Raw genomic sequence first — 22,597 nt, forward strand, 5'->3', positions numbered from 1 at the left:
ATTCGACATTCCAATTAATCATCAAAAATTTAAAGGATACTCAATATGGCAGCTAAAGAAGTTGTATTTGGTAACGACGCACGCGTAAAAATGCTGGCTGGTGTAAACATTCTGGCTAACGCAGTAAAAGTGACCTTAGGCCCTAAAGGCCGTAACGTGGTATTGGACAAGAGCTTTGGCTCACCACTGATCACTAAAGACGGTGTGTCTGTTGCAAAAGAAATCGAATTAGAAGACAAGTTCGAAAACATGGGCGCGCAAATGGTGAAAGAAGTTGCTTCTAAAGCCAACGACGCCGCCGGTGACGGTACCACTACTGCAACCGTTCTGGCACAAGCCATTGTGACTGAAGGCTTAAAAGCCGTTGCAGCGGGCATGAATCCAATGGACTTAAAGCGCGGTATCGATAAAGCCGTTGCTGCAGCCGTTATCGAGCTGAAAAACCTTTCTCAAGATTGCGCCGACTCAAAAGCTATCGCTCAAGTAGGTACTATCTCTGCTAACTCTGACGAGTCAATCGGCCAAATCATTGCTACTGCAATGGAAAAAGTCGGTAAAGAAGGCGTGATCACCGTTGAAGAAGGTCAAGCACTGGAAAACGAACTGGACGTAGTAGAAGGTATGCAGTTCGACCGTGGTTACCTGTCTCCATACTTCATCAACAAGCCAGAAACTGGCAGCGTTGAATTAGATCACCCATTCGTACTGTTAGTAGACAAGAAAATCTCTAACATTCGCGAACTGTTACCAATCCTTGAAGGTCTGGCAAAAACCGGTAAGCCATTACTGATCGTTGCCGAAGATGTTGAAGGCGAAGCCTTAGCAACCTTAGTTGTGAACAACATGCGCGGTATCGTGAAAGTGGCAGCGGTTAAAGCCCCAGGCTTTGGTGACCGTCGTAAGGCAATGCTGCAAGACGTGGCGATTTTAACTGGCGGTACTGTAATCGCTGAAGAAATCGGCTTAGAGCTTGAAAAAGCAACCTTAGAAGACTTAGGTACTGCTAAGCGTGTTGTGATCACTAAAGACAACACCACCATCATCGATGGTAACGGTGAGCAAGCGCAAATCGAAGCGCGCGTTAGCCAAATCAAGCAACAAATCGAAGAATCAACGTCAGACTACGACAAAGAAAAACTGCAAGAGCGTATGGCTAAATTAGCTGGCGGTGTTGCGGTCATCAAAGTCGGTGCTGCTACCGAAGTTGAAATGAAAGAGAAAAAAGCACGCGTAGAAGACGCGCTGCACGCAACTCGTGCTGCGGTTGAAGAAGGCGTGGTACCAGGCGGCGGTGTAGCTCTGGTACGTGTAGCTTCTAAGATTGCTGACGTTGAAGTCGCTAACGAAGACCAAAAACACGGTGTGGTTATTGCCCTACGTGCAATGGAAGCGCCACTGCGTCAAATCGCAACCAACGCAGGTGAAGAAGCCTCTGTTGTGGCTAACACTGTGAAGAACGGCAGCGGTAACTACGGTTACAACGCGGGTAACGACACCTACGGTGACATGTTAGAAATGGGTATCCTTGACCCAACTAAAGTGACCCGTAGCGCACTGCAATTTGCAGCGTCTATCGCAGGCCTGATGATCACCACCGAAGCAATGGTAGCTGAGCTGCCAAAAGCTGATGCACCAGATATGGGCGGCATGGGTGGGATGGGCGGAATGGGCGGCATGATGTAATTTTTGCTGGTTTAAATCGGTGATTACGGCGTTGCTGCTCGCTCACATACAAACAACGTATGCTACGCTCACAGCGCCTTGTACTAACACGATTTATCCTGCGCAAAAGCATCTGTGGTCTTTAGCTTAATCGCTTAAAACCCAACTTCTTGTAAGAGAAAAATGAAAACCCCGACTCGGGTAACTGAGTCGGGGTTTTGTTTTTGGCTCGGGCAATTTGGGGCAGCGGCGTTTTTCAAGATAGGTGTACTTATCTACACTTTTTGGGTTTTAATCACTGAAATAGTTACTAAAAGTGTAGCATCGTATACTTTTGCAGGTGGTTAGATGGTTCCATCTTTCAACATTATTAGTCATTGCGGCCTAACGGCCGAGGTGAATCAAAGTCGTGGGGCTTCACCCCACACCCGACCAAGGAGGACTGCTCGTCCTATCCTCCTTGGATTCTCCAAGACGCCCCTAACGGAGTTGAAAGCCCCTTGGGCATTAAGCGTTCTTATGCTATCGCGTCAGACGCTCGTCCCTGATTCGACTGACGCTATCTCGGCATCCATGCCTCGCTCACGCAACGAACGCAAATGCCCTGCGGCAACTCCGAGGGGAGGATGAACTTCTGTAGCCTTGGCGTTGGCTGTTAAACTCAAAAGAGTTATGCCTGTCCCATCTTTCGACGAACACAAATGCCCTGCGGCAACTCCGAGGGGAGGGTGAACTTCTGTAGCCTTGGTGCCGGCTGTTAAACCCAAAAGAGTTATGGATGTCCCATCTTTCGTAGCCTTGGCGTTGGCTGTTAAACTCAAAAGAGTTATGCCTGTCTTTTTTCATTGGCAGTTAAACACCAAAGATTTGCGCCTGTCCCATCTTTTTTCCAGACGTCAATTTGGATCTCATTAGGGCGCAACAGACGCCGGATATATGTTGCAAGACCACGAACCATTAATGACCGATACCCCGTTGTGAAAGGTGAATTATCGATTAGCACAAATTAGTTTGAACAAAATAGGACATTGGCCTTACTAACCCCGAGGTGACCATATATGTCCTTTTTTCCTCTTTGACATTATGCATTCATAAACCCTCCATTACAGAACTCCGTATTAGTCTTTAGATTTCTTAATAATGCGGTTTTCCAATGATTTCGTCCATGCTCAGCCATCGAATCTGCATATTTTGAGGCAAGAGCATTTTTGAGGTTTTCAGTATCTTGATTTAAACCATAGGCATTATTAAATACAGATTTCATATTAGCTAAGTAACTATTTGCATATTTTAAGTATCGAATTCCCAACTTTAAATGCTTAAAGTGTTTCTTCAAAACAAGTGTTGTAGATGATTCCAAACCAGAGTCGGAATGAATGCCATAGTTTATAAAGATTATTCCATCATTCACTCTAACGGAGGTCCTTAATATATCAAAATTATTGATGCTGTCTATATAAGGGTGGAAATATACTCTAAAACCATCTTCTTTATAACTAGTCTTCTTATAATTAGAGTTGCATTTATAGCAACAAGGAATTAAGTTTCCAGTATAGAGAGCATACTCAGAAAACTCACTCTTAGGAAGGTAATGATCCAAGTGTTCAGTTTCCCCTAAACCGCAATAAGGGCATTCGGATATATGCTCAAATAGCTTGTCACGAAACGAAATGATTGCTTTTGATGTATAACTTTCATATACATCGATCATAGTGTTCTTTTCATTCTCATCAAGCTTGTTTGGCTTTATTTTATGTACATCAGATTTATGCTTTTCATAATGATGATAATAATATGGTATTTTCTTTTTAACGCTTTTTAAATTAACTCTTATATCACCACTCCGATATTTTATGAAAGTATCGAAATTGTCAGGTTCTACGATACTTGGTCTAGTACTACTCTTCATTACTAATTCCACTTAAGCTCATGTAATAACTCTTTGCACTAAAATCTAAGCTATTACCTAAGATTTGTTCCAACTCTTGTAAAGATACATTTCTTTCGTAGAAACTTTGTAAAGTATCAAAAAAGCTTAAATCATCAAGTTCAACCTTGAAAACCTCATTTATTATAGAGTTAAGTCCTTGCCCCAGAGTTTCTGTTCTCGGCTTTTTAGCCTTTATATTAGAACCTACATTAGATATGATGTTTATATATTTAGAAGGAGTTTCTTGAATAAGAATTGGAGAGTGTGTTGCCAAAATACAGTAAGACTGCGTATATGAAAGTAATTTATTTAGGCAATGATAGAAATTGCTGACACCTTGTGGATGTAAATACGTTTCTGGCTCATCAATTAGCACTAAATCATCTTTCTCTACAGAAGAAAGAAAATCAGTAATCATTTTAAATAAAATCTTCTGACCACTACTGAAGTTATCATATTTATCTAAAATGTTTTTATTATTTCCAACAACATTCTGTCCTAAGCAAATTTCCAGCATCTGAGTCAGAAAATCTCTTCGATTTTTCTTGAGAATATCATTATAACTCTTACTCAATTCTTTTTTCGTTTCTGTGTGAGATTTTAGTAAAACTTCTTGTTTTCCTTCAATGTTTACAAGTTTTCTTATTCCATAAAAGTTATATGGCAACAAGCCTGATTCTATATTGTTCTTTGAGATTTTACCTCCGTTAAGTTCAGATAGGTCTTTAAATGTATCAAATGGACTGTAGGATATTACGTGAACATCACCAAATAAGAAATTGTTATTTTTTCTGGATACTTCTCCTTGAGAAATTAGTGCCATTCCTGATAAATTCAAAGCCAAACTAGATAGTATTTGTGATTTTCCAGAAGCATTTTTCCCAACAATTATATTAATCCGGTAAGGTAGGATATCATGCCGTGAAAGGTTAAAGTCAATGCTTGTTATTTCTCTTGAGTTTGGTAAGTGTATTTTGTAATTAAAAGAAAAGTCATCATTTAAATTATTAGGTACTGTAACTTGGCTTGAAAATATTACTTTTGCTTCATGTAATAGTTTTGATGCTCGACTAGACCTGAGAAGCGAAAAGTTAAAGCCTTCTAAATTTATGAACTCATCCCGGATCGTATCGCTTATCGCACAGTCTCTGATGTCTTCAAGAACATTGTCAAGTTCAAGATTCTTAATGTTGATATAATAATCTGAGCTTTGCCCAAGAGAACAGTAATCCTCTCCCAAATAATTGAACTCTGGACTTTCAAATTGTGTATAACCTAAATTATCCTGTTTATTTAAGATCTTGACGTGACCTAATAGTCTTCCTGGTTCACCTTCGGAAGGATAATATGTTAACTCTAATGTAGTTTTATATCCGAAATCATCCCAGCTATCCCTTCTCATAACTATTGCAGGATAAATGGATATTTCACTCACTTTGGATTTGGATGTAAAGAGATAGTATCTCACGTTTATTAACTCTCATATTTTTTAATATTTAAACTGTATTAATATTGTTGTTTATAGTAATGATTTAACTGCGACTAATTTTTAAAATTATTAATTTTATTATCAAGCTTCTTGGCTGGTACGTTATCGGCATCAATAAACACCGCAATTTTTTCTTTATTTTGCATTTTTGTTCCAACGAATGTGATTATTGTTTATTCGTTTTTAAGGATGAGAAGTAGTACCCGCAGATGGAGCCAATTATTGCACTTGAAAAGGCAAGAAGTTCGGTGAAGTACTTGTTTTCGAAAAGGGCGGCTAGGCTAATGATTGTAAGTAAGGCTATCACTAGCATGATTGCTAAAATAGGCGCAGTCCTTTTATTCATTCGTTCAGTTAAAGGTTCAGCTTTTCCGATTCCACCGCATGAACCACATATCAATCCAAATTGATTTCGTCTTCGCCAAATTGGTAATTCATTGAGTTTTGCACAGCGTTCACACGAACTGTTATTCGTTCCATTGGAACAAGTTCCTGTTCCTGAACAATGTTTGCAATCATAAAGATTGACCATGACATCTTGCATTTATGTTCCTTCACAAATTTTTGGGGATTGGATGCAGGTCTTGTGATGGTGGCTTTATCTTAGGATTTAAGCACGCTACCGCCCATGGCACTTGCAACCAGACAGCACATAGATGATAAATTGTAGTAAAAACAATAATAAAGCTATCAGCTTGTGGTTGGTGAAACCTTAAACTGAATCACAATTGGTTCTGAGGGGGAGCATCTTTAAGGAGAGGCGTAGAGTGCTTGTCCTTGCCTTGTTCGCTTTGTCGAGCGGATCTTCCCTGACTCATTTTATCGCCATTTTAATCAACGAATTTATCGTTAACACTAAACCGGCATTGATTAAGTAACAGCTTAAGCATTGTTTATTAATCAAAATTTCACTTAGCGTACAGCATATGATGAACAGCGGCAATAGTGCTGCGTTGCCAAGTAAAAGTTATCTCTTGGATTTTAAACGAGCCCCGATTGTTAATTTTCTAAAGATATAGATGGAATCACTCTGCTAGTTTTGCATTAGCTCAAAATGGAACATTCATTTGTTTTTCAGTAAATCGCAGACAACACCAAAGTGACAGAAGTTCACCATCCCCTCGGAGTTGCCGCAGGGCATTTGCGTTCGTTGCGTGAGCGAGGCATGGATGCCGAGATAGCGTCAGTCGAATCAGGGACGAGCGTCTGACGCGATAGCATAAGGACGCTTAATGCCCAAGGGGCTTTCAACTCCGTTGGGGCGTCTTGGAGCATCCAAGGAGGATAGGACGAGCAGTCCTCCTTGGTCGGGTGTGGGGTGAAGCCCCACGACGTTGTTTTAGCCTTTAAGAGGATTTAACAAGACTCCAAGATCTAACAAAACACCCATTGTTAAATACTTGGCATGCCCTAATTGTGAGTAACAGACCATCTGCCATACCAAAGGCTAAACTCGATTCGGGTGCGGGAGTGAAGCCCACGACATTATTTTGTTTTTTATGCCACGACAGAGTAATCTAGCCAAAATCGACAATGGGGTGTTCTATGGACAGAAAATCATTATTGCTAGTTACACTTATCCTGCCTTTTTCGGCCAATGCCGCCGTATACCAATGTGCCGACGGAAAATATCAGGCCGATCCCTGTGATGAAAATAGCCAACCCGTAGATCTCAGCGGCGTCGGTAGCGTGGTTAAGGGCCCTGATATTGCCCATGCAAACGCTGTAACTCACTCGGATAAAAAACAAGAAATTAGCGATTTTATTGATAAACAACGTATTAGCCGTGAAATCACTAAACTAGAGAACGACCGAAAACTCATTATCGACCAAAGAGATAAACGAATTGTCGAGCTGAGAAACGATAGAAGTTACGCCAATAACAATCTTGCCGGAGCGACTTGGGAGCAAAGCTTGGCGCAAGAAATGTCGGCTGTGGCGCAGCAAGCAGATACACAGGTTGCGTCTATCGATAGGCAGATAGAACAATTACGACTCAAGTTAAAGTAGAACAAATACAAAAGAACCAATGCAAAGGAGTTGCGATGAAATACTATTTAACGATGTTGCTCACCCTCTGTTGTCTGCTGAGTCCATCCGCAAACGCGAGCCAAACCTGTGATGCTGAGTGCCAATTACCGCAAATTCATGCCTACTTTAAAGCCTTAGATAAGGTCAGCCAATCGGGGTCTAGCGAACAAAATGTCGATGATTTTCTGGGATTACTGCATCCCAATGTGAATTATATCCACCTCGAATATGGCGCTAATTTTGATAGGGTCAGTTGGCGCAGTGCCTTTATCCGCAATATTGCTCGCGGCGCCTATCAACAACCGAAGGAACAGCGGGTATTAAATTACATTGTGGGTAAAAACCATGTCGCCGTCGAATACGCCCACGGCAGCATTCAACCCGATGGACAATGGCAGCAAGAGCAGCCCCTGCTCGTCTTATTTGGCTTTACCGATGGCAAAATCTCCCTTGTAAAAGAGCTTTGGTAGTCCTTGTTTTTCCTATCAAAGAAAGAGAGCACCTCGATATGTTTCTAACATAGAAAGTGCTCCTCTTAAGCATCTACTTGAAATGGAAACATACTGTCGAGTCAGTGTCTCTGTTTCTCTGGATAAAAGACACCAATTTTCAACTTAATGTGTGGCATGCTCTACTGAATTTACCTAAGGAAAATGTCGCCTTTTACGGTGATATTAAACTTTTAACAGCGGGTTAGATTGTGCGGCCATGTTCTTAAGTAAGCTCTACTCTTAACTGCGATCAACGACCCAATGCTTAGCCATTGAATGAAAAGGGAGGCAAATATGCCGACGCATTCCCCATCCCAACTGGGACCTAACCCGAATGACAAATCCCCCTTAAAAGGTTTTCCTCAAGTGGGTTTTCTGAAGAACTTCATTAGCCGTGACAATATTATCGTCGGCGATTACACCTATTATGACGACCCTGCAGGGCCAGAGCGCTTCGAGTCTAATGTGCTTTATCACTTTGACTTTATTGGCGATAAGCTGATTATTGGTAAATTTTGTGCCATTGCACGGGACGTAAAATTCATTATGAATGGCGCCAATCATCAGGTATCGGGCTTTTCCACTTATCCCTTTTATATCTTCGGCAATGGTTGGGAAAAGGCGGCGCCAGCCCCCGAGGATTTACCCTTTAAGGGCGACACCCGCATAGGCCATGATGTGTGGATAGGTTATAACGCCACCATTATGCCCGGCGTCAACGTCGGCCACGGTGCCATTATCGCCAGCCAAGCCGTGGTCACTAAGGATGTGCCACCCTATGCCATCGTCGGCGGCAACCCCACAACTGTGATTAAGTTGCGATTCGAGCCCGAGGTAATAGACAAATTACTCGCCATTGCCTGGTGGGACTGGCCGATTGAGAAAATCAGCGAGCATTTACCTGCCATTGTGGGCGCCGATCTTAGCCTGTTAGCCCGCTTGGCCGATGAGATGCATACGCGGCCCTAACCACAGATGTCAGAAAACGGCGTCCAAAACTTCCCCAAAAACACGGCAAAGCGCAATTTTGTACAAAAGTGTTGAGGCTTTCGGGGTTACTATCTGGCAAAACAAACGTTAAACACCTTGGTCTTGATAAACGCACTCGCCCATTCATCCAGTCGATATAGGAGGCCGAATGAACACTGAACATGCGGCCTACCACATCGCCAATGAACTGGGGGCCTTGAGCTACTTAACGCTCACTACCATAAACAAAATTTTAGTCGCCACACCCACGAAGGTTACACGGTTGGCGTGATTGAAACGGGCACCCAGCGCTTTTATCGTACCGGTGGCAACCATGTGGCGCCAAAGCACAGCATTATTCTTGTCAATGCCGACGAAGTGCATAATGGCTGTAGCGCCACCGAGGACGGCTGGTCCTATCGTGCTATGTATCCAGTCCCCGCTCAATTTGCCAATATTACCCAAGAGCTCACTTCAACTCGCGGCGCGCCCTATTTCCCGCAACCCGTAGTGCAGGATCCTGAGCTTGCCGAATTACTGCGCCTCACTTTTAGCACCTTAGATACCTCGGACAATCGTCTACTGCGCGAAAGTCTGGTCTATTCGAGCCTGACACAACTGATGGCACGCCATGGCCGAAATTATCCCAGTGAACACTTGGGGGCAAACGCTAAGCCTGCATTAGCTTTGGTGAAATCCTTTATTGACGATCATCCCGCGGCCGATATTTCCCTCGAAGAGTTGGCAACACTCGCAGGATTAAGCCCCTATTATTTGCTCAGACAATTCCAACGTTGTTATGGTCTGCCGCCTCACGCCTATCAAACTCAGGCCAGAGTCAGACTGGCAAAACAAAAAATAGGCCAAGGTATTAAGCTACTGGATGTTGCCATGGAATGCGGCTTTCATGATCAAAGCCATTTAAACCGCCATTTTAAAAAGACTGTCGGACTCACCCCAGGGCAATTTGCCAAGGGGATTGGCCGCAATATTATCCAAGCTTAAACCCTGATGTTACGTTAGCCTTAACCCCTTATATTCTTTTTATTCCAGCAGTTGTGAGGAGTCAGAGTGTCAGAGCCGTATATTGTCCACACCCATTCATCCAGTAAGACCAAGGCGTTTTTCAAGGGCACACTCGCCATGTTGCCACTCACCATTGCCGTAGTGCCTTGGGGGATCCTCGCAGGCTCGTTCGCGATAGAGGTCGGACTGACACCAATAGAAAGTCAGGCCATGTCGGCCATTATTTTTGCGGGCGCCGCGCAATTGGTCGCGCTCGGCATGGTTAAGGCGGGGATTGGACTGTGGAGCATTTTAATCACGACCTTGCTGATCACCTCGCGTCACTTGCTGTACGCCATGGCGATGCGCGGCCAAATCAGCCCCTTACCACTGAAATGGCGCCTCACTCTGGGCTTTTTATTGACCGATGAACTCTTTGCCATCGCCAACCAAGGCAAGCTGCACAAGTTCGATCCTTGGTACGCACTGGGAGGCGGCCTGAGTTTTTACCTCGGTTGGAACCTCGCCACCCTGCTCGGCATTATTGCCGGCAATGCCATCGACAACTTAGGTGAATTAGGACTCGACTTTGCCATTGCCGCGACCTTTATTGCCCTCGTAGTGCCCACAGTGAAAAAACCGTCCATCTTAGTCTGTGTGCTGGTTTCGCTCACCTTAGCTGTGGCATGCGCCTTGCTGGATATTCAGGCGGGACTGTTAATTGCTGCCCTATCGGGAATGAGCGCTGGCGTGCTCTATGCCAAAGTCACGGGCGAACATAAGTCAGCCCCAAAAACCGACACGACCGCCACCCAAGCTGAGGAAACACTATGATCTGGTTAATGATTTTTTCAATGGCGGCGGTGGTGTTTATCAGTCGGCATTTACTGCTCGAACCAAAACTGCCGCTAAGGCTGAGTAAAAACACTCAGACCCTTTTGAGTTATTCGGCGCCCGCCGTACTCACGGCCATCTTTGCACCTATCGTATTTGTGCAGGAAGGAAAACTCGATTTAAGCTTAGATAACAGCTACTTGATATGCGCTGTGGTCGCAACGGTATTCGCATTTGTCACGCGTAATACCCTATTGACCACAGTGCTGAGCATGGGACTTTTCTTTGCTATTCATTAACCATGCAGTTATCGAAGCTAATAAGCAAAGCAAGACTGATAACAATAAAGCCACTCCCTAGTGGCTTTATTTTTCTGCCTCATGTTGGCTCATTTGAGCATCCATCAAACAAATATAATCCTCTAATTCCTGCCCGGGCGTCGGTTCAAAATGGCGGTTAAGCCTTAATAACCCTGTGATACGATCGACCCGAAAGTTGCGAAAATCTTGGCGTAACTCACACCAGGTCAGCAAGGTCCAAGTACCGCGCCAAAAATAGATGGCGAGCGGCCGCACTTCGCGCTCGGTAAGAGCCTTATTCACATCTTGATAGAAGAGTTTGACGTACTCACGGCGCTGGGCCGCATTACGCAGCGGATCGAGAAACTGAAACTCGTTGGAATCTAAATAAAAATCCGGCGAAAACATCAAGGATTGATAGGCTTGCAAACGCTTAGGTAGTACAGCCTCCACTTTTATCATCGCCTGGCGCGCCGCACTGCCAAGCTCTTTGCCGCCCCATGTTTGTACCATACGCATGCCGACTTGAATTGCCTCTAATTCGGCCTCGTTAAACATTAGTGGCGGCACATTCACCTCGTGGCGCAATAGATAGCCCACGCCCGCCTCCCCTTCAATGGGAATGCCGCTCAAACACAAATCCTGCACATCGCGGTACACAGTGCGAGTCGAGACTTCTAAACGGTCCGCCAGCTCTTGGGCGGTCGTTAGTCGTCGATGTTTAAGAATTTGCACTATTTGGAATAGGCGGTCGGCACGGCGCATGGACAGTAATCACACCTCAAATTAACTTTGCTGCGAAAGTTTAGGGATCTTAACCGCTAAAGCTTACCCGCCCAAGCGATACTGTACAGGCAAAGCGTTATGGATTCGGCCTACGCGATCCCGATATAAATCTCGACCTTATCGGCGCTTCGATAGACCTCAAAGTCCGTTTGATAATCACGCTGATGCGGACAATCAGGTGTACTAAAGTAGCGCCAAATCTGTCCCCAAAGATCAACCACACAGTGGGGCATTTCCCCTTGTGCACTGAACTTAAGGTAGTTTCCTTCTCGTAGCAGCAACGCGGTAAAAGGGCCAGTTTCATTTACAGACTCAACGCTTTTCCCCACTAAAACCGAATAGTCTCCCGTCATATCCGATTCATAGTCGTAGTAAACCCCATACATGGGAGAATCGAGCATCGCCGTGAGTTGTGATGATTCAAAGAATGTCTGCCAAAGCGCTGCAATCTTGCCGCCCTCACCCGCCATTTCGGCGCTATTTTTGGTGCGCGTACTCAGCCCAAGCATAGGTTGAGCCGCCATAAAAACCTGTTCCATTATCCTTTACCTTCATCACTGAAATTTGCTGTTGCTTGTTTAAGGCTATCGCGAGACGTTACTGCATATCGCTCTTGTCCGCAGAACTTACTGTATCCACTTGAATTAAAGATCGGCGTAAACATCAGTACCAAGAGCCGTGCCAAGGCACGACTCTGCAGAGTTTACATTACTGATTTTGCGACCAGAGGCCAACCTTATTGCCTTCGCTATCCACGAACAGGGCGATGTAGCCACAACCGCCGTCTTTGATAGGCGTTACAGGCAATAGCATAGTCACATTGGCGGCCACGAGTTTATCCACTAAAGGTTGCAATTGCGCACTGAAATGCAGGTATACAGTGCTACCTTCCATCGACGGTTTGCTCATGCTGCATTTAACGAGGCCAATGCTGGCGGCGCCTTCTTCCTCTGTTACGAGCGTCGCGTATTGCATGTCTTCCATATCGTCACGTTTAAATTCAACCCCGAAATGTTGTTGATAAAAAGCGATGGCACGATCCATATCACTGACAGGAATTTCACCCCAGACTAACGGTGCAATTGATAACATTTTCACTTTCTCCTTGTTGAAAAATGCCGATGATTCATCATGTTATAAATGTGATTCACCAGCGAACGACAACAAGAATAAAACAAGGCTACTGACAACATCATGTCAGTAGCCTTTGAGTTGAGCTGATTTTATTGAGTGCGCTAAAAGCGCTTATTTAGGTAGGCTCGCCTGATGGGCAGAAATAAACGCCTCCATCGCCTGAGTTGCCCGTGCTTGGGCGCTGGCCAAGGTGTCTTGCGCCGTCATTGGCTGGACCACCTCGTAATAACACTTGATTTTAGGCTCAGTGCCCGATGGCCGTACTATCACCCGCGCGCCATTGGCTAAGCGGTAGGTTAATACATCACTGGCGGGCAGATTGATTTTCTCAACCTTGCCATCGGCAAAGCGGCGCTCTAACGCCTTGAGATCATCGGTCGACACCACGGCATGTTCACCAATTGCCAACGTCGGATGTTCACGCAGATACGCGCCGATATTAGGCGTGTCGGGTTTTAAGGCAATGCTGACTTGGGCATTGAGATGAAAACCCTGCTCGCGATAAATCTGCTCGAGTCTATCCCAAATGGTTTGCCCTTTGGCGGCAAGCTCGGCGGTTAATTGGGCAAAGGCGACGAGAGCTGACAGGCCGTCCTTATCCCACACCATGCTACCGACCGTGTAACCCAGTGCCTCTTCGTAGGCAAACAGGAATTGATTGTCAGGCTGACTCTGCGCAATTCCCACATTCATCAGCCACTTAAAACCGGTGAGCGTGGTATAGCTTTCAACGCCAAAGCCTTTGGCGATTTTAGATAATAGACTGGAGGACACAATAGTCGTGCCTACCAGACGTTGATCCTTGCTCGCATGGCTTAACAGATAATGACCAAAGAGCACACCCACTTGGTCACCCGTTAGCATTCGATACTCGCCATCATCCTTACGTACCGCAACTGCAAATCTGTCGGCATCGGGGTCATTGGCGCAGGCGAGCATGGCTCCATACTTTTTTGCTTCGGCGATGACTAAGTCCATCGCGCCCTTTTCTTCCGGATTCGGGAAATTAACCGTTGGGAAATCCCCATCGGGTTCGCGCTGCGCCGCCACCGAATACACTTGGGAAAAACCTGCATCTTTGAGCACGGTTTCCGCCATTTCAGCACCCACACCGTGCATAGCGGTATAGGCAAGACTGACTTTTTCGGGCGCGGTGTTATTTTGCAGCACATTGGCGTGCATCACGCCGCGGCGATAGGTTTCGTAATAATCGTCCTGCAACCAGATAAGCTTGCCCTGTTTGGTCGCCTCCACCTGATCCATAAACGGAATTACTTGGGTTGCCGCCAGCTCAATCTTAGCGGCGATACCTGAGTCATGGGGCGGGATAATTTGCGCGCCGTTTTCCCAATACACTTTGTAGCCATTGTATTGTGGCGGGTTATGGCTGGCGGTCACCACAATACCGGCGGCGGCATTAAAATGCTTAACCCCAAAGGCCACCAGCGGTGTTGGTGCCACTTTGGCGGTGAGGCGCACTTTAATCCCCATCGCGGTGAGCACACTGGCGGTATCATGGGCGAAAGTGCGTGAATCGTGGCGGCCATCGTAACCAATCACGACTCCGCGCTCGGCGGCATCTTTAATTTGTTCGAGTAGATAGGCACCAAGCCCAGCAGATGTCTGGCGGATCACTAGGCGATTCATGCCCATAGGACCCGCGCCCACCACACCGCGTAATCCGGCGGTTCCAAATTCTAAACGTCCCGCAAAACGCGCCTCAAGTTCGGCATCATTTCCAGCGTCGATTAAAGCTTGCAGTTGTGCCTGATTGCGGGGTTCGGGGTCATTTTCGAGCCAATGCTTAACCTGTAATTGCAATTGGGTATTCATAGGGGGCCTCAGTGAAAATCATTTTCAATCACCTTAGGAAAATCCATGCCGAAGAACAAGCGAATTTGTACTTTTCACGGCGGATTTAAGTGTAAAGAGGGAGAGTGTGACGAACTTAGGAGAGATGAAGTAACGCAAAGACGCGGTTTGTTAACCCTGTTAATCCTTATGCAACAGGGACTGTCGTGCTTGCGCAGCAGCACTCTGTTGCGTGTCGAAAGCACTCACCACCTCAAGCAAATTTGCACTGTTCCAAGCCACGGATTGCCGTCTTAACGCAGCAAATTAATCGACACTACGTTAGAGAACAGCTCCTTTTCAGAGTCCTGCTCCAGTTGACTGCGCCAAGGTTTATCACATACTCGTACAAGATAATAAGTATCGCGCCCCGTATCAGTTACAAAGGCGATGCCAAAACGCATCAATTCGTAGTGGATATCATGGACAAACACCAATGAAAAATTTTGGCGCCCGGTCAGCTGATTGATATCTTCTCGGGTTAAACTCACGCCCTTTTCCATACCCTCGAAGCGTTTCATTAACCAATGAGCAAATTCCTTCGCACTCACCATAGACATGATCTTTCTCCTCGTAGTACGAACCTCGGCGCCAACGGCCTGGCTCGCTGTCATCTATTCGTTATTTGTAATGATGGCGTGGCGCAACGGCCAAGATCGCTGAATAAGCCCAACAGTTGCTCCATTCAAGGAGATAATGAGCTAAGCCACAAAGTTGATGGTGCTAATAATTTATTGTTATTAGTACAATTTGATGAAAACAGACTCTTTATATCTGACTCGATGCACTGCAAGGCATTACTCAGGTAGAAAAAGATCGAGCCAAACGTCTGTCTATACGAAAAATAGAACAGTTTGCACACTTTTACCAAACCTAAAAACCGCAAATAAAAATATTTCATCGGTGGAAGGGGCTGAGAATGCACTGCTGGTATAAGGGATAATCAAAGAAAAACTGGCGCACTATGGCGCCAGTTTTATGTATTAAAAACATCAATCTGCTTTATGCTCGCGCGTCTTCCACAGGGAGAATAATACGCCCGCCAGCAGGAGGCCGAAGGTGACGCCAAGGGATAATGCCGTAGGGATCTTAAAGTCCACAATGCCTTCATGATTAAAGTACACCAGCCCCACTTTCACGCCGATAAACACCAACACGACTGACAGCGCGTACTTGAGGTACTCAAAGCGATGCACCATGGCCGCGAGGGCAAAATACAATGCTCGCAGACCTAAAATAGCAAAGATATTAGAGGTATAGACGATAAAAGGATCTTGGGTAATCGCAAAAATCGCCGGGATACTGTCCACCGCAAATACCAGATCCGCGGTTTCGACTAAGATCAGAGCCAAGAACAAGGGAGTTGCCCACCAGCCTTTGCTAAGTTGATGCTCCTCACCCCTTACCCAAAACTTCTCTTGATGTAGGCTTGGGGTAAAACGCATTTTAGAGCGTAACCACTTGTAAAACTTATTATCCTGAATATCACCGTGCTCGTCATTGGAGAAGAGCATCTTAATACCAGTGAATATCAAGAACAGGCCAAACAACACCAACACGCCTTGGTATTGCGCCACAAGCGCCGCGCCTAAACCAATCATAATGGCACGTAGCACGATAACACCCATGATACCCCAGAATAACACTCGGTGCTGATACAGGCGGGGAATGCCTAAACTACTGAAAATAAGCGCGATAACGAAGACGTTATCCATAGATAAGGACTTTTCGATAAGATACCCCGTGAGATACTCCATCCCCGCAGTGGAACCCTTGTACCACCATAGCCAAGCGCCAAATAACAAGCCCATACAAATGTAAAAGGCCGATAATTTAAGACTCTCTGCCACGGTAATTTCGTGCTGCTCTTTGTGTAGCACACCTAAGTCGAAGGCTAACAATGCCAACACAAAACCAAAAAACATTAACCAAACCCATATCGGGTAGCCCACAAATAGCGTGGTTAAAAACTCCATAACACTCCCTAAAACCTAAAAAAACCGAGTTTTCTCGGCCGCATTGCCACACATGATCTTAGTACTAAGCGATACCAAAAACCGTGAAACAGTATAAAAACCCTAAAATGTCAGACTAATATTTATTTAAACCCACACGCAGCTGTAAAAACCACAACTTACACTAATTTGTATCACCTAAGCAGTCATCGACTCCTTGTCAGATTTAAGCTTCACCCTTAAGCTAACGGGATAACTGAGTCAAAATATTCTCGTTAACTCATCACAACTCTCGCTTTAACAAGCACAAAGCGATAGGGCTTATACCTTAGCTAAAGATGTGAAAATCTATGTGTTTCCGCGCACTGTGTAACACTTGAGCATTAAGCGAAAATGAAAAAATCAGCGTGCAAGAAGGCCACTTGAAATAACACAATAGCGAGCGTGGTCACTCACAACAAGGGATAAAAGCGTGATTCGATAAGAAGTGAAAAACCTATTCGCGCCCAAGCAGGCGGCGCACAACTAATACCACAAGGTGCAGTAACAACAGGCCCGTAAAGGCTACGCAGAAAAACAGTAAGGCGATGGAGTTGACCTCTCGAGGAGCGTCACTGTAGAGATACCACCACAAAGGCCAACCGATAAGCGACAGCAGCGTCAACTGCCACATGCAGCGTTTGCAGCGGCCAATCTTTTGCCGAAATATTGAAGTATTACAATCGTCGCAGGCCATTAACGCTTTAATCCATTAGGTTACCGTGATGTCATAAGATAACACGAAGTAAGCCCAAACCCTTGTTAAATAAAGAACTAGAGCGATGCCTTAAGGCGCTTCATCCCCTCTTCTATCGACACTAAAGCATGATAGCCAAAGTCCCGTTTTGCCGCGCTGATATCGAAATAATGGCTACAGGAAAGCTGTTTAGCGACAAAGCGCGTCATGATCGGTTCTTCTTGCTTATTCAGCAGTCGATACGCCGTTTCTAACACAGCGCCCACCACATAGGCCAGGGTCTGTGGCACTCGCACGGTCACAGGCGGCAGTCCATCACAGGCTAAGATGAGGTTCAGCATCTTGGCCATAGTCACTGGCTCATCATTACTGACAAAATAAGCTTTCCCTTGGCACTTGGGCGCCACTTGGCAAAGCTCCAAAGCCGCCAGAATATGGGCATAGGCGACGTTATCGATATAAATGGTATCGACCAGTTTATCCTCGCGCCCCACCAGCTTAAGTTTACCCAAACGACCACGGGCGAGCACCCGCGGCACTAGATGCGGATCATTCGGTCCCCAAATCAAATGCGGCCGCAGGGCAACCGTCTTTAACGCATACGCCGTCACTGAAGAGGATTGATTGGCATCGAGCATCATCTTCTCGGCGATGGCCTTGGAGTGAGCATAATAATTTAAAAAGCGGCTGGCGTAGGGCGTCGACTCATCGATACCCGATTCATCCTCGCCCGCAAAGGTCACGCTTGGGGTGCTGGTATAGACTAATTTACTGATTTTAAGCGCTTTGCAAGCGGCAATCACATTGGCGGCACCCTTTACATTGGGGCAAAAATAACTGTCTCTATCACCCCAGACACCCGCCTTTGAGGCCACATGGAACACGATATCGCAGCCCTGCATCGCCTGTTTGACTTGCTCTGGATTAGCTAAATCCCCCTGCACCATAGTAATGCCAAGGGCTTCAAGCTCTGGGTAATGTCCACGGGCAAAGCCTGTAACCTTAATCCCAGCCGCGACCAAACGTCGGCAAATGGCCTTACCCAAAAATCCCCCCGCACCGGTAACAAAGGCATGGCTGATCTTAGCCGCCAAGGCATGAAGCGCAGTTTGCTCACGCGGATCAAAGCCTGCTTGAACGAGGTTATCGCCACGGCCAGTTTGTGTCGCATCGGCTTGGAGAACAGCAGAGTTGTCAGTCATATCGCATTCCGTGACAGTGAGTGTCATCTTAGTATTCAGTTCAGTGATTAAGTGCAACAAGGCACCACTCGCGGCAAAACGTGCCACGAACAAACAGTCGAAATTTCGACCCTATTTAAGTTAAAAATTAGCTAAATTGAAATCAGCCTTTGGTTTGCGATTGCGCCCAAACGGCTAATTTTTCTCTAAATATTTTGGCATTGTGGCGCACATCCACGGGGAAATCGGGATGAATGAGAAAACGCCGAATCCCCTGAGTTTGGCGATATTGCTCGGCAATCGCCATCAACTCTTGATAGAGCTGCGCGCTCTTATTGCAGACCAAGGATTGGTCAAGCTCGATGCAGATGAGTGGTTCAATCTCACTTGCGCCACCTTGCCCCTTTACCTTGATCCCCACTAACGCCGAACGCTTCACATTCGGATGGGTATTAAAAATACGCTCAGTCGGAATGGAATAATAACGTTTAATACACTGCCCACCTTGGGTGGCATCCACTCTATGGGCTTTGCGACCACACATCCACAAGCGGCCGCTGTCATCAAGATAACCTAAATCACCCATTCTGTGTCTAAAGGTTTGCTGCTCGCGATCCCAGATTTTGGCCGCCGTAGTTGCCTTTTCGCGGCGATAATAGGACTGGCTCACCATAGGGCCTGTTACCACTATCTCGCCAATTTCCCCCGCGTTAAGACGCAAGCCATTATCCCACTCAGGGATATCAGCTTCAGTGATGGCAATAATCTCGATACTGACACCATCGATGGCGCGGCCGACACAAATTCCACCGCCATAGTCCGTGGTTTGAGTCGTGGTCAATAGCTCGTCGCTGGCGATCATGCTGATGGGTAAGGATTCGGTTGCGCCGTAGGAATTGAGTACAGGCACGCCGTCACTGAGCATTTTGCTAAAACGGGCAATCGAGGCAATGGTCGCGGGCGCGCCAGCGGAAATCACGCGTTTCACACTGCTGAGTTTGTGCTGGTTCTTCGATTCGGTTTGTTCACCGGCGCGGCCTAAACGTTCAAGCAAGGCTGGATTAACAAAGATATTGCTGCATTGATATTTCTCTATGGCGGCAAATAAAAATTCAGGATTGGCCGTAATCGGTTTGCTGGCATCCATCTCAGGCACAATCGATGCCATGCCGAGCGCCGGACCAAAGAGGGAGAATAGCGGGAATGTTGCTAAATCACGCTCGCCATGTGCAATGCCATAATCCTGCTTCAACGCTTGAATTTGCGCCTCAAACATGCCGTGACTATAGACAACGCCTTTTGGCGTCCCCGTGCTGCCACTGGTAAAGAGAATCGCCGCCATCTCATCATGCCTAAGCAGCGCCATCGGGTACTCGCCCTGTTCCGGCAACTTTGCCGCAGGTGACTGAGTAGCAGATGACTTAGCTGTAGATGACTTCGATGTCGACGACTTAGCTGTTGATAAGAGTACCGTCGCTAAACTTGGCGCACCTGTGAGTAAGCGCGATAGCATGCCAGCAAGCCTGCTTGGATTGCCATCCACATTGATAAGATGCTGCACACTGCCCTTACCCCAGCCTAATAAGCGTCTGGCGATATGGGCTTTAGGAATACCGATAAACGCATCGGGCGCAGCTTCAATAAAACATTGCTTAAGGTTTTTAATCCCCATGCCAGGATCAACCAGCACAGGAATAATCCCCGCCTTGAACAAGGCGAAAGTTAACGCAAAAAAATCCAGACTCGGGGTGACCATCAGCACTGCCTTCATCCCCCGCGTCAGCCCATGGGCATTGAGCGCAAAGGCGATGGCATCGCTTTGTTTATCGAGGCTAATAAAATCGAGTTCTTGGTAAGTCAGATTGGCAAGGGATTTACCCTTGCCCTGTTGCACCGCAACCGCGAGATGATGGGGAATGTGATGGGCGGCCAGCTTTAAATGCCGACAAATATTGGCATCGCTTGCTTGCTCGGCGGCAGATATCCCATCGCCGAGCGGCGCATCATCCACCTTGGCCATTAGCTTGCGGCCTGCGGCGCTTGAGTCTCTGCCTCAGGCTCTGTGACCTGCACCGTTTCAACAGGCTGCACTTCTGGCTCAGGCGTTTGTGTCTCAGCCATAAAGTGTTTGATATGGGTAATCACCTCATCGCTCGCATCTTCGAGGATATAGTGACCACAATCGGCAAATTCATGCACCTGTGCATGGGGCATATGTTCGCGCCATTTGGCTAAAAAGTGCTTATCGAACACAAAGTCCTGTAAACCCCAGCAAATCAGTGTCGGCACCTTGGCAAACGTTGGCAGGCTAGCGGCAATATCCGATACCAGTTGATAGTTTCTATCACCCGGTTTTAGCGGAATATCCTGCACAAAGCGCAGGGTCGAAATGCGATTTGCCCATGAGTTAAACGGCGCGACATAGGCCTCACGAATGTACTTAGACATCGGCTGACGCTTTACCCCAACATAGGAGGCAATCGATGAAAAGGCATTAAAACCCCGGACTAACACTGTGCCGAGCAGCGTATTTCGGCAGATCCACAGTGCCAGCGGTAAGGGTTTAGTTTCGGGTAAATGGAAGGCGCCGGTATTTAAAATCACCAGACGTTTAATTCGTTCAGGGTAACGCGCAGCATAGCCCATGCCGATCATGCCGCCCCAGTCGTGGACGACTAAGGTAATGTTTTCTTTTACCTTTAGGCTATCGAGCAGCGCCTCTAAATCGTCAATGCGATTCTTAAGGGTGTAATCGTAACCGCTGTCATCCGGCTTATCCGACAGGCCACAACCAATATGATCGGGCACGATACACTGGTGAGTATCCTTAAGGGCGCTCACGAGATTACGGTAATAAAAACTCCAACTTGGATTACCGTGCACCATGACCACAGGTTCACCTTGGCCTTCATTGATGTAATGAAGCTTGTTGCCATTACGGCTAAGAAAATGACGTTTAAACGGCAACAGAGTGTCTAACATGACGCTTCCTATCTTTTGTTCTAATTGTTTTTGTTTTGGTAGCCTGTGCAGGCAAATTCGCCTTCACCTTGCTTTAGCTAATGCCCATCGCTAAACCAATAAGCATAAAAAATGCCCTAGTGAACCTTGCTCTTTAAAGCATTGGCTAAGGCTGATAACAATCCTTGGAAAACTACCACTTAATGCCCAGCATCATGCAGTTTAAGCCACTACCGATACCTAAAAAGCTCACCTGATCCCCGGGGCGTAAAAAGCCTTGATCATGCGCCATAGCCGCTGTGACGGGTAAAGAGACTGTACCCATATTGCCAAGCAGTTGATATGTTGGAAATTCTTTTTCAGGCGGAATGTTTAACGCGCTCAAGACCTGTTTGCGGTTTGAGGCGCCGACCTGATGGCAGATCACTTTATCTACCTGCTCGACCAACCAATTACGCTGGGTGAGGAAATGCTCCCAAGTGTGTTTCGCCAGCTCGACCCCTTCTTTGAGTAAGGTCACAGCATCGGTACGCATAAACTCACGGTAAATATTGTGACCCACTTCCTGCAGGCCCCACTGACACAGTTGGTGGTGCTGCGGCGCAGATAAATGGGAGGCGCCGAGCAGTTGATGCTTACGCACATTGGTCAGCGGCAAACTGCCATCGGTCAGGATCACCGCCACCGCGCCTGAGCCGCCGGTTAAGGTCGCCAGCGACTGAGCAAAATTCTGCATGGTCGGATCGGCGAGCATATTATCAATAGTCACATCGACAATATCCCGCGCCGATTCGCAGGACACCACCATGCCCGCCTTAATTTGGCCAAGCTCAATACGGTTAGCTATGTCTAAAATGCCCGATAACACCCCAAGACAGGCATTGCTGATATCGTAAATCGCCGTGTCCTTCGACACACCTAATGCCGCCGCAATCCGGCAAGCGGTGGCGGGTTCGTGCTGGTCACGGCAAACGCCGGTATACACCACAGCGCCCAGTTCGGCGACATCTATTCCCGTTTCTGCAATCGCCTTGTGCGCCGCTTTAATCGCTCCATCGGACAATTGATGCCCTTTAGGCCACCAACGGCGTTCGGTAATGCCCGTTAACGCCGCAAGTTGCCCCATAGGAATGCGAAATTTTTGATATAAAGGCGCGAGGCGAGATTCTAGCTCGCTACTGGAAACCACCACAGGTGCCAGTTCATAGGCAAGGCTATTAATAAATACGCGGGAATATTTCATGAAACTGTTTTATTCGCTCACTAAGATCACTGATCTTTTA

The 22,597-nt window shown here is 46.5% G+C and carries 20 protein-coding genes and 1 pseudogene; 7 read left to right on the forward strand and 14 right to left on the reverse strand.

Going from position 1 to position 22,597, the window contains the following annotated elements; translation table 11 throughout:
- Positions 1 to 45: 45 nt before the first annotated feature.
- On the forward strand, positions 46 to 1,683 hold the full coding sequence (groL, locus tag ACK5NH_RS00095; RefSeq protein ID WP_011718348.1) for a chaperonin GroEL: 1,638 nt from the start codon (positions 46 to 48) through the stop codon (positions 1,681 to 1,683).
- Between the two features lie 1,060 nt (positions 1,684 to 2,743).
- On the opposite strand, the gene ACK5NH_RS00100 is transcribed toward groL, so the two are convergent.
- From ACK5NH_RS00100 to ACK5NH_RS00110, 3 genes are all read right to left on the reverse strand, one after another.
- Entirely contained in the window at positions 2,744 to 3,571 is an 828-nt protein-coding gene (locus ACK5NH_RS00100; RefSeq protein WP_416917276.1) for an HNH endonuclease, read from the reverse strand.
- Complete coding sequence (locus ACK5NH_RS00105) at positions 3,561 to 5,060, reverse strand: AAA family ATPase (protein WP_416917277.1); 1,500 nt, start codon at positions 5,058 to 5,060, stop codon at positions 3,561 to 3,563. The genes ACK5NH_RS00100 and ACK5NH_RS00105 overlap by 11 nt, the downstream gene beginning before the upstream one ends.
- Positions 5,061 to 5,247: 187 nt before the next feature.
- Positions 5,248 to 5,625, reverse strand: a complete 378-nt coding sequence (locus tag ACK5NH_RS00110) for a molecular chaperone DnaJ (RefSeq protein ID WP_416917278.1) — start codon at positions 5,623 to 5,625, stop codon at positions 5,248 to 5,250.
- Between the two features lie 1,001 nt (positions 5,626 to 6,626).
- Between ACK5NH_RS00110 and ACK5NH_RS00115 the strand changes: the two genes are divergently transcribed.
- The 6 genes and pseudogenes from ACK5NH_RS00115 (at position 6,627) to ACK5NH_RS00140 (ending at position 10,710) form a co-directional block, all read left to right on the forward strand.
- Entirely contained in the window at positions 6,627 to 7,091 is a 465-nt protein-coding gene (locus ACK5NH_RS00115; protein ID WP_023267497.1) for a hypothetical protein, read from the forward strand.
- Positions 7,092 to 7,126: 35 nt separating this feature from the next.
- A complete protein-coding gene (locus tag ACK5NH_RS00120) occupies positions 7,127 to 7,582 on the forward strand; it encodes a nuclear transport factor 2 family protein (protein WP_416917279.1) in 456 nt (151 codons plus the stop codon).
- A 315-nt stretch (positions 7,583 to 7,897) separates the two neighbouring features.
- Positions 7,898 to 8,572, forward strand: a complete 675-nt coding sequence (locus ACK5NH_RS00125; protein ID WP_416917280.1) for a Vat family streptogramin A O-acetyltransferase — start codon at positions 7,898 to 7,900, stop codon at positions 8,570 to 8,572.
- Positions 8,573 to 8,741: 169 nt separating this feature from the next.
- Positions 8,742 to 9,577: pseudogene (locus ACK5NH_RS00130) on the forward strand (AraC family ligand binding domain-containing protein).
- A 66-nt stretch (positions 9,578 to 9,643) separates the two neighbouring features.
- Complete coding sequence (locus ACK5NH_RS00135; protein ID WP_416917281.1) at positions 9,644 to 10,411, forward strand: AzlC family ABC transporter permease; 768 nt, start codon at positions 9,644 to 9,646, stop codon at positions 10,409 to 10,411.
- Entirely contained in the window at positions 10,408 to 10,710 is a 303-nt protein-coding gene (locus ACK5NH_RS00140) for an AzlD domain-containing protein (protein WP_416917282.1), read from the forward strand. Before ACK5NH_RS00135 ends, ACK5NH_RS00140 begins: the two co-directional genes overlap by 4 nt.
- A gap of 66 nt (positions 10,711 to 10,776) precedes the next feature.
- Here the strand turns inward: ACK5NH_RS00140 and ACK5NH_RS00145 are convergent, their stop codons facing one another.
- From ACK5NH_RS00145 to ACK5NH_RS00195, 11 genes are all read right to left on the reverse strand, one after another.
- The gene (locus tag ACK5NH_RS00145; RefSeq protein WP_416917283.1) at positions 10,777 to 11,475 is read right to left on the reverse strand and encodes a helix-turn-helix transcriptional regulator; all 699 of its coding nucleotides are present in this window, start codon (positions 11,473 to 11,475) and stop codon (positions 10,777 to 10,779) included.
- Positions 11,476 to 11,585: 110 nt separating this feature from the next.
- Positions 11,586 to 12,035 carry a GyrI-like domain-containing protein gene (locus tag ACK5NH_RS00150; protein ID WP_416917284.1) on the reverse strand — a complete coding sequence of 150 codons (450 nt, stop codon included), beginning with the start codon at positions 12,033 to 12,035 and terminating at the stop codon, positions 11,586 to 11,588.
- 169 nt (positions 12,036 to 12,204) lie between these two features.
- On the reverse strand, positions 12,205 to 12,588 hold the full coding sequence (locus ACK5NH_RS00155) for a VOC family protein (protein WP_011623292.1): 384 nt from the start codon (positions 12,586 to 12,588) through the stop codon (positions 12,205 to 12,207).
- Positions 12,589 to 12,741: 153 nt separating this feature from the next.
- On the reverse strand, positions 12,742 to 14,463 hold the full coding sequence (locus ACK5NH_RS00160) for a phospho-sugar mutase (protein WP_416917285.1): 1,722 nt from the start codon (positions 14,461 to 14,463) through the stop codon (positions 12,742 to 12,744).
- Between the two features lie 272 nt (positions 14,464 to 14,735).
- Positions 14,736 to 15,041 carry a hypothetical protein gene (locus ACK5NH_RS00165; RefSeq protein ID WP_416917286.1) on the reverse strand — a complete coding sequence of 102 codons (306 nt, stop codon included), beginning with the start codon at positions 15,039 to 15,041 and terminating at the stop codon, positions 14,736 to 14,738.
- A 432-nt stretch (positions 15,042 to 15,473) separates the two neighbouring features.
- A complete protein-coding gene (locus ACK5NH_RS00170; protein ID WP_416917287.1) occupies positions 15,474 to 16,457 on the reverse strand; it encodes a TerC family protein in 984 nt (327 codons plus the stop codon).
- A 475-nt stretch (positions 16,458 to 16,932) separates the two neighbouring features.
- Positions 16,933 to 17,172: a DUF3624 domain-containing protein gene (locus ACK5NH_RS00175; protein ID WP_416917288.1), complete on the reverse strand. Its 240-nt coding sequence runs from the start codon at positions 17,170 to 17,172 to the stop codon at positions 16,933 to 16,935.
- Positions 17,173 to 17,249: 77 nt separating this feature from the next.
- Positions 17,250 to 18,374, reverse strand: coding sequence for a 2-alkyl-3-oxoalkanoate reductase (gene oleD / locus ACK5NH_RS00180; RefSeq protein ID WP_416917390.1), 1,125 nt, complete (start codon positions 18,372 to 18,374; stop codon positions 17,250 to 17,252).
- Positions 18,375 to 18,516: 142 nt separating this feature from the next.
- Entirely contained in the window at positions 18,517 to 20,373 is a 1,857-nt protein-coding gene (oleC, locus tag ACK5NH_RS00185) for an olefin beta-lactone synthetase (protein ID WP_416917289.1), read from the reverse strand.
- The gene (locus ACK5NH_RS00190; RefSeq protein WP_416917290.1) at positions 20,373 to 21,335 is read right to left on the reverse strand and encodes an alpha/beta fold hydrolase; all 963 of its coding nucleotides are present in this window, start codon (positions 21,333 to 21,335) and stop codon (positions 20,373 to 20,375) included. The genes oleC and ACK5NH_RS00190 overlap by 1 nt, the downstream gene beginning before the upstream one ends.
- 172 nt (positions 21,336 to 21,507) lie before the next feature.
- Positions 21,508 to 22,557 (reverse strand): 3-oxoacyl-ACP synthase III, encoded by a 1,050-nt coding sequence (locus ACK5NH_RS00195; RefSeq protein ID WP_416917291.1) that lies wholly within the window; start codon positions 22,555 to 22,557, stop codon positions 21,508 to 21,510.
- Positions 22,558 to 22,597 lie beyond the last annotated feature (40 nt).

This window comes from Shewanella sp. (assembly GCF_047975355.1).
In the GTDB taxonomy this organism is placed as follows: Bacteria; Pseudomonadota; Gammaproteobacteria; order Enterobacterales; family Shewanellaceae; genus Shewanella.

Bases quoted from the DNA above. Each gene is read 5' to 3' on its own strand.
- ACK5NH_RS00100 (WP_416917276.1), bottom strand. From the start codon at position 3,571: ATGAAGAGTAGTACTAGACCAAGTATCGTAGAACCTGACAATTTCGAT.
- ACK5NH_RS00175 (WP_416917288.1), bottom strand. From the start codon at position 17,172: ATGGCCTGCGACGATTGTAATACTTCAATATTTCGGCAAAAGATTGGC.
- ACK5NH_RS00140 (WP_416917282.1), top strand. From the start codon at position 10,408: ATGATCTGGTTAATGATTTTTTCAATGGCGGCGGTGGTGTTTATCAGT.
- oleC (WP_416917289.1), bottom strand. From the start codon at position 20,373: ATGGCCAAGGTGGATGATGCGCCGCTCGGCGATGGGATATCTGCCGCC.
- groL (WP_011718348.1), top strand. From the start codon at position 46: ATGGCAGCTAAAGAAGTTGTATTTGGTAACGACGCACGCGTAAAAATG.
- ACK5NH_RS00150 (WP_416917284.1), bottom strand. From the start codon at position 12,035: ATGGAACAGGTTTTTATGGCGGCTCAACCTATGCTTGGGCTGAGTACG.
- ACK5NH_RS00170 (WP_416917287.1), bottom strand. From the start codon at position 16,457: ATGGAGTTTTTAACCACGCTATTTGTGGGCTACCCGATATGGGTTTGG.
- ACK5NH_RS00115 (WP_023267497.1), top strand. From the start codon at position 6,627: ATGGACAGAAAATCATTATTGCTAGTTACACTTATCCTGCCTTTTTCG.
- oleD (WP_416917390.1), bottom strand. From the start codon at position 18,374: ATGACTGACAACTCTGCTGTTCTCCAAGCCGATGCGACACAAACTGGC.
- ACK5NH_RS00190 (WP_416917290.1), bottom strand. From the start codon at position 21,335: ATGTTAGACACTCTGTTGCCGTTTAAACGTCATTTTCTTAGCCGTAAT.
- ACK5NH_RS00125 (WP_416917280.1), top strand. From the start codon at position 7,898: ATGCCGACGCATTCCCCATCCCAACTGGGACCTAACCCGAATGACAAA.
- ACK5NH_RS00110 (WP_416917278.1), bottom strand. From the start codon at position 5,625: ATGCAAGATGTCATGGTCAATCTTTATGATTGCAAACATTGTTCAGGA.
- ACK5NH_RS00195 (WP_416917291.1), bottom strand. From the start codon at position 22,557: ATGAAATATTCCCGCGTATTTATTAATAGCCTTGCCTATGAACTGGCA.
- ACK5NH_RS00165 (WP_416917286.1), bottom strand. From the start codon at position 15,041: ATGTCTATGGTGAGTGCGAAGGAATTTGCTCATTGGTTAATGAAACGC.
- ACK5NH_RS00120 (WP_416917279.1), top strand. From the start codon at position 7,127: ATGAAATACTATTTAACGATGTTGCTCACCCTCTGTTGTCTGCTGAGT.
- ACK5NH_RS00145 (WP_416917283.1), bottom strand. From the start codon at position 11,475: ATGCGCCGTGCCGACCGCCTATTCCAAATAGTGCAAATTCTTAAACAT.
- ACK5NH_RS00155 (WP_011623292.1), bottom strand. From the start codon at position 12,588: ATGTTATCAATTGCACCGTTAGTCTGGGGTGAAATTCCTGTCAGTGAT.
- ACK5NH_RS00160 (WP_416917285.1), bottom strand. From the start codon at position 14,463: ATGAATACCCAATTGCAATTACAGGTTAAGCATTGGCTCGAAAATGAC.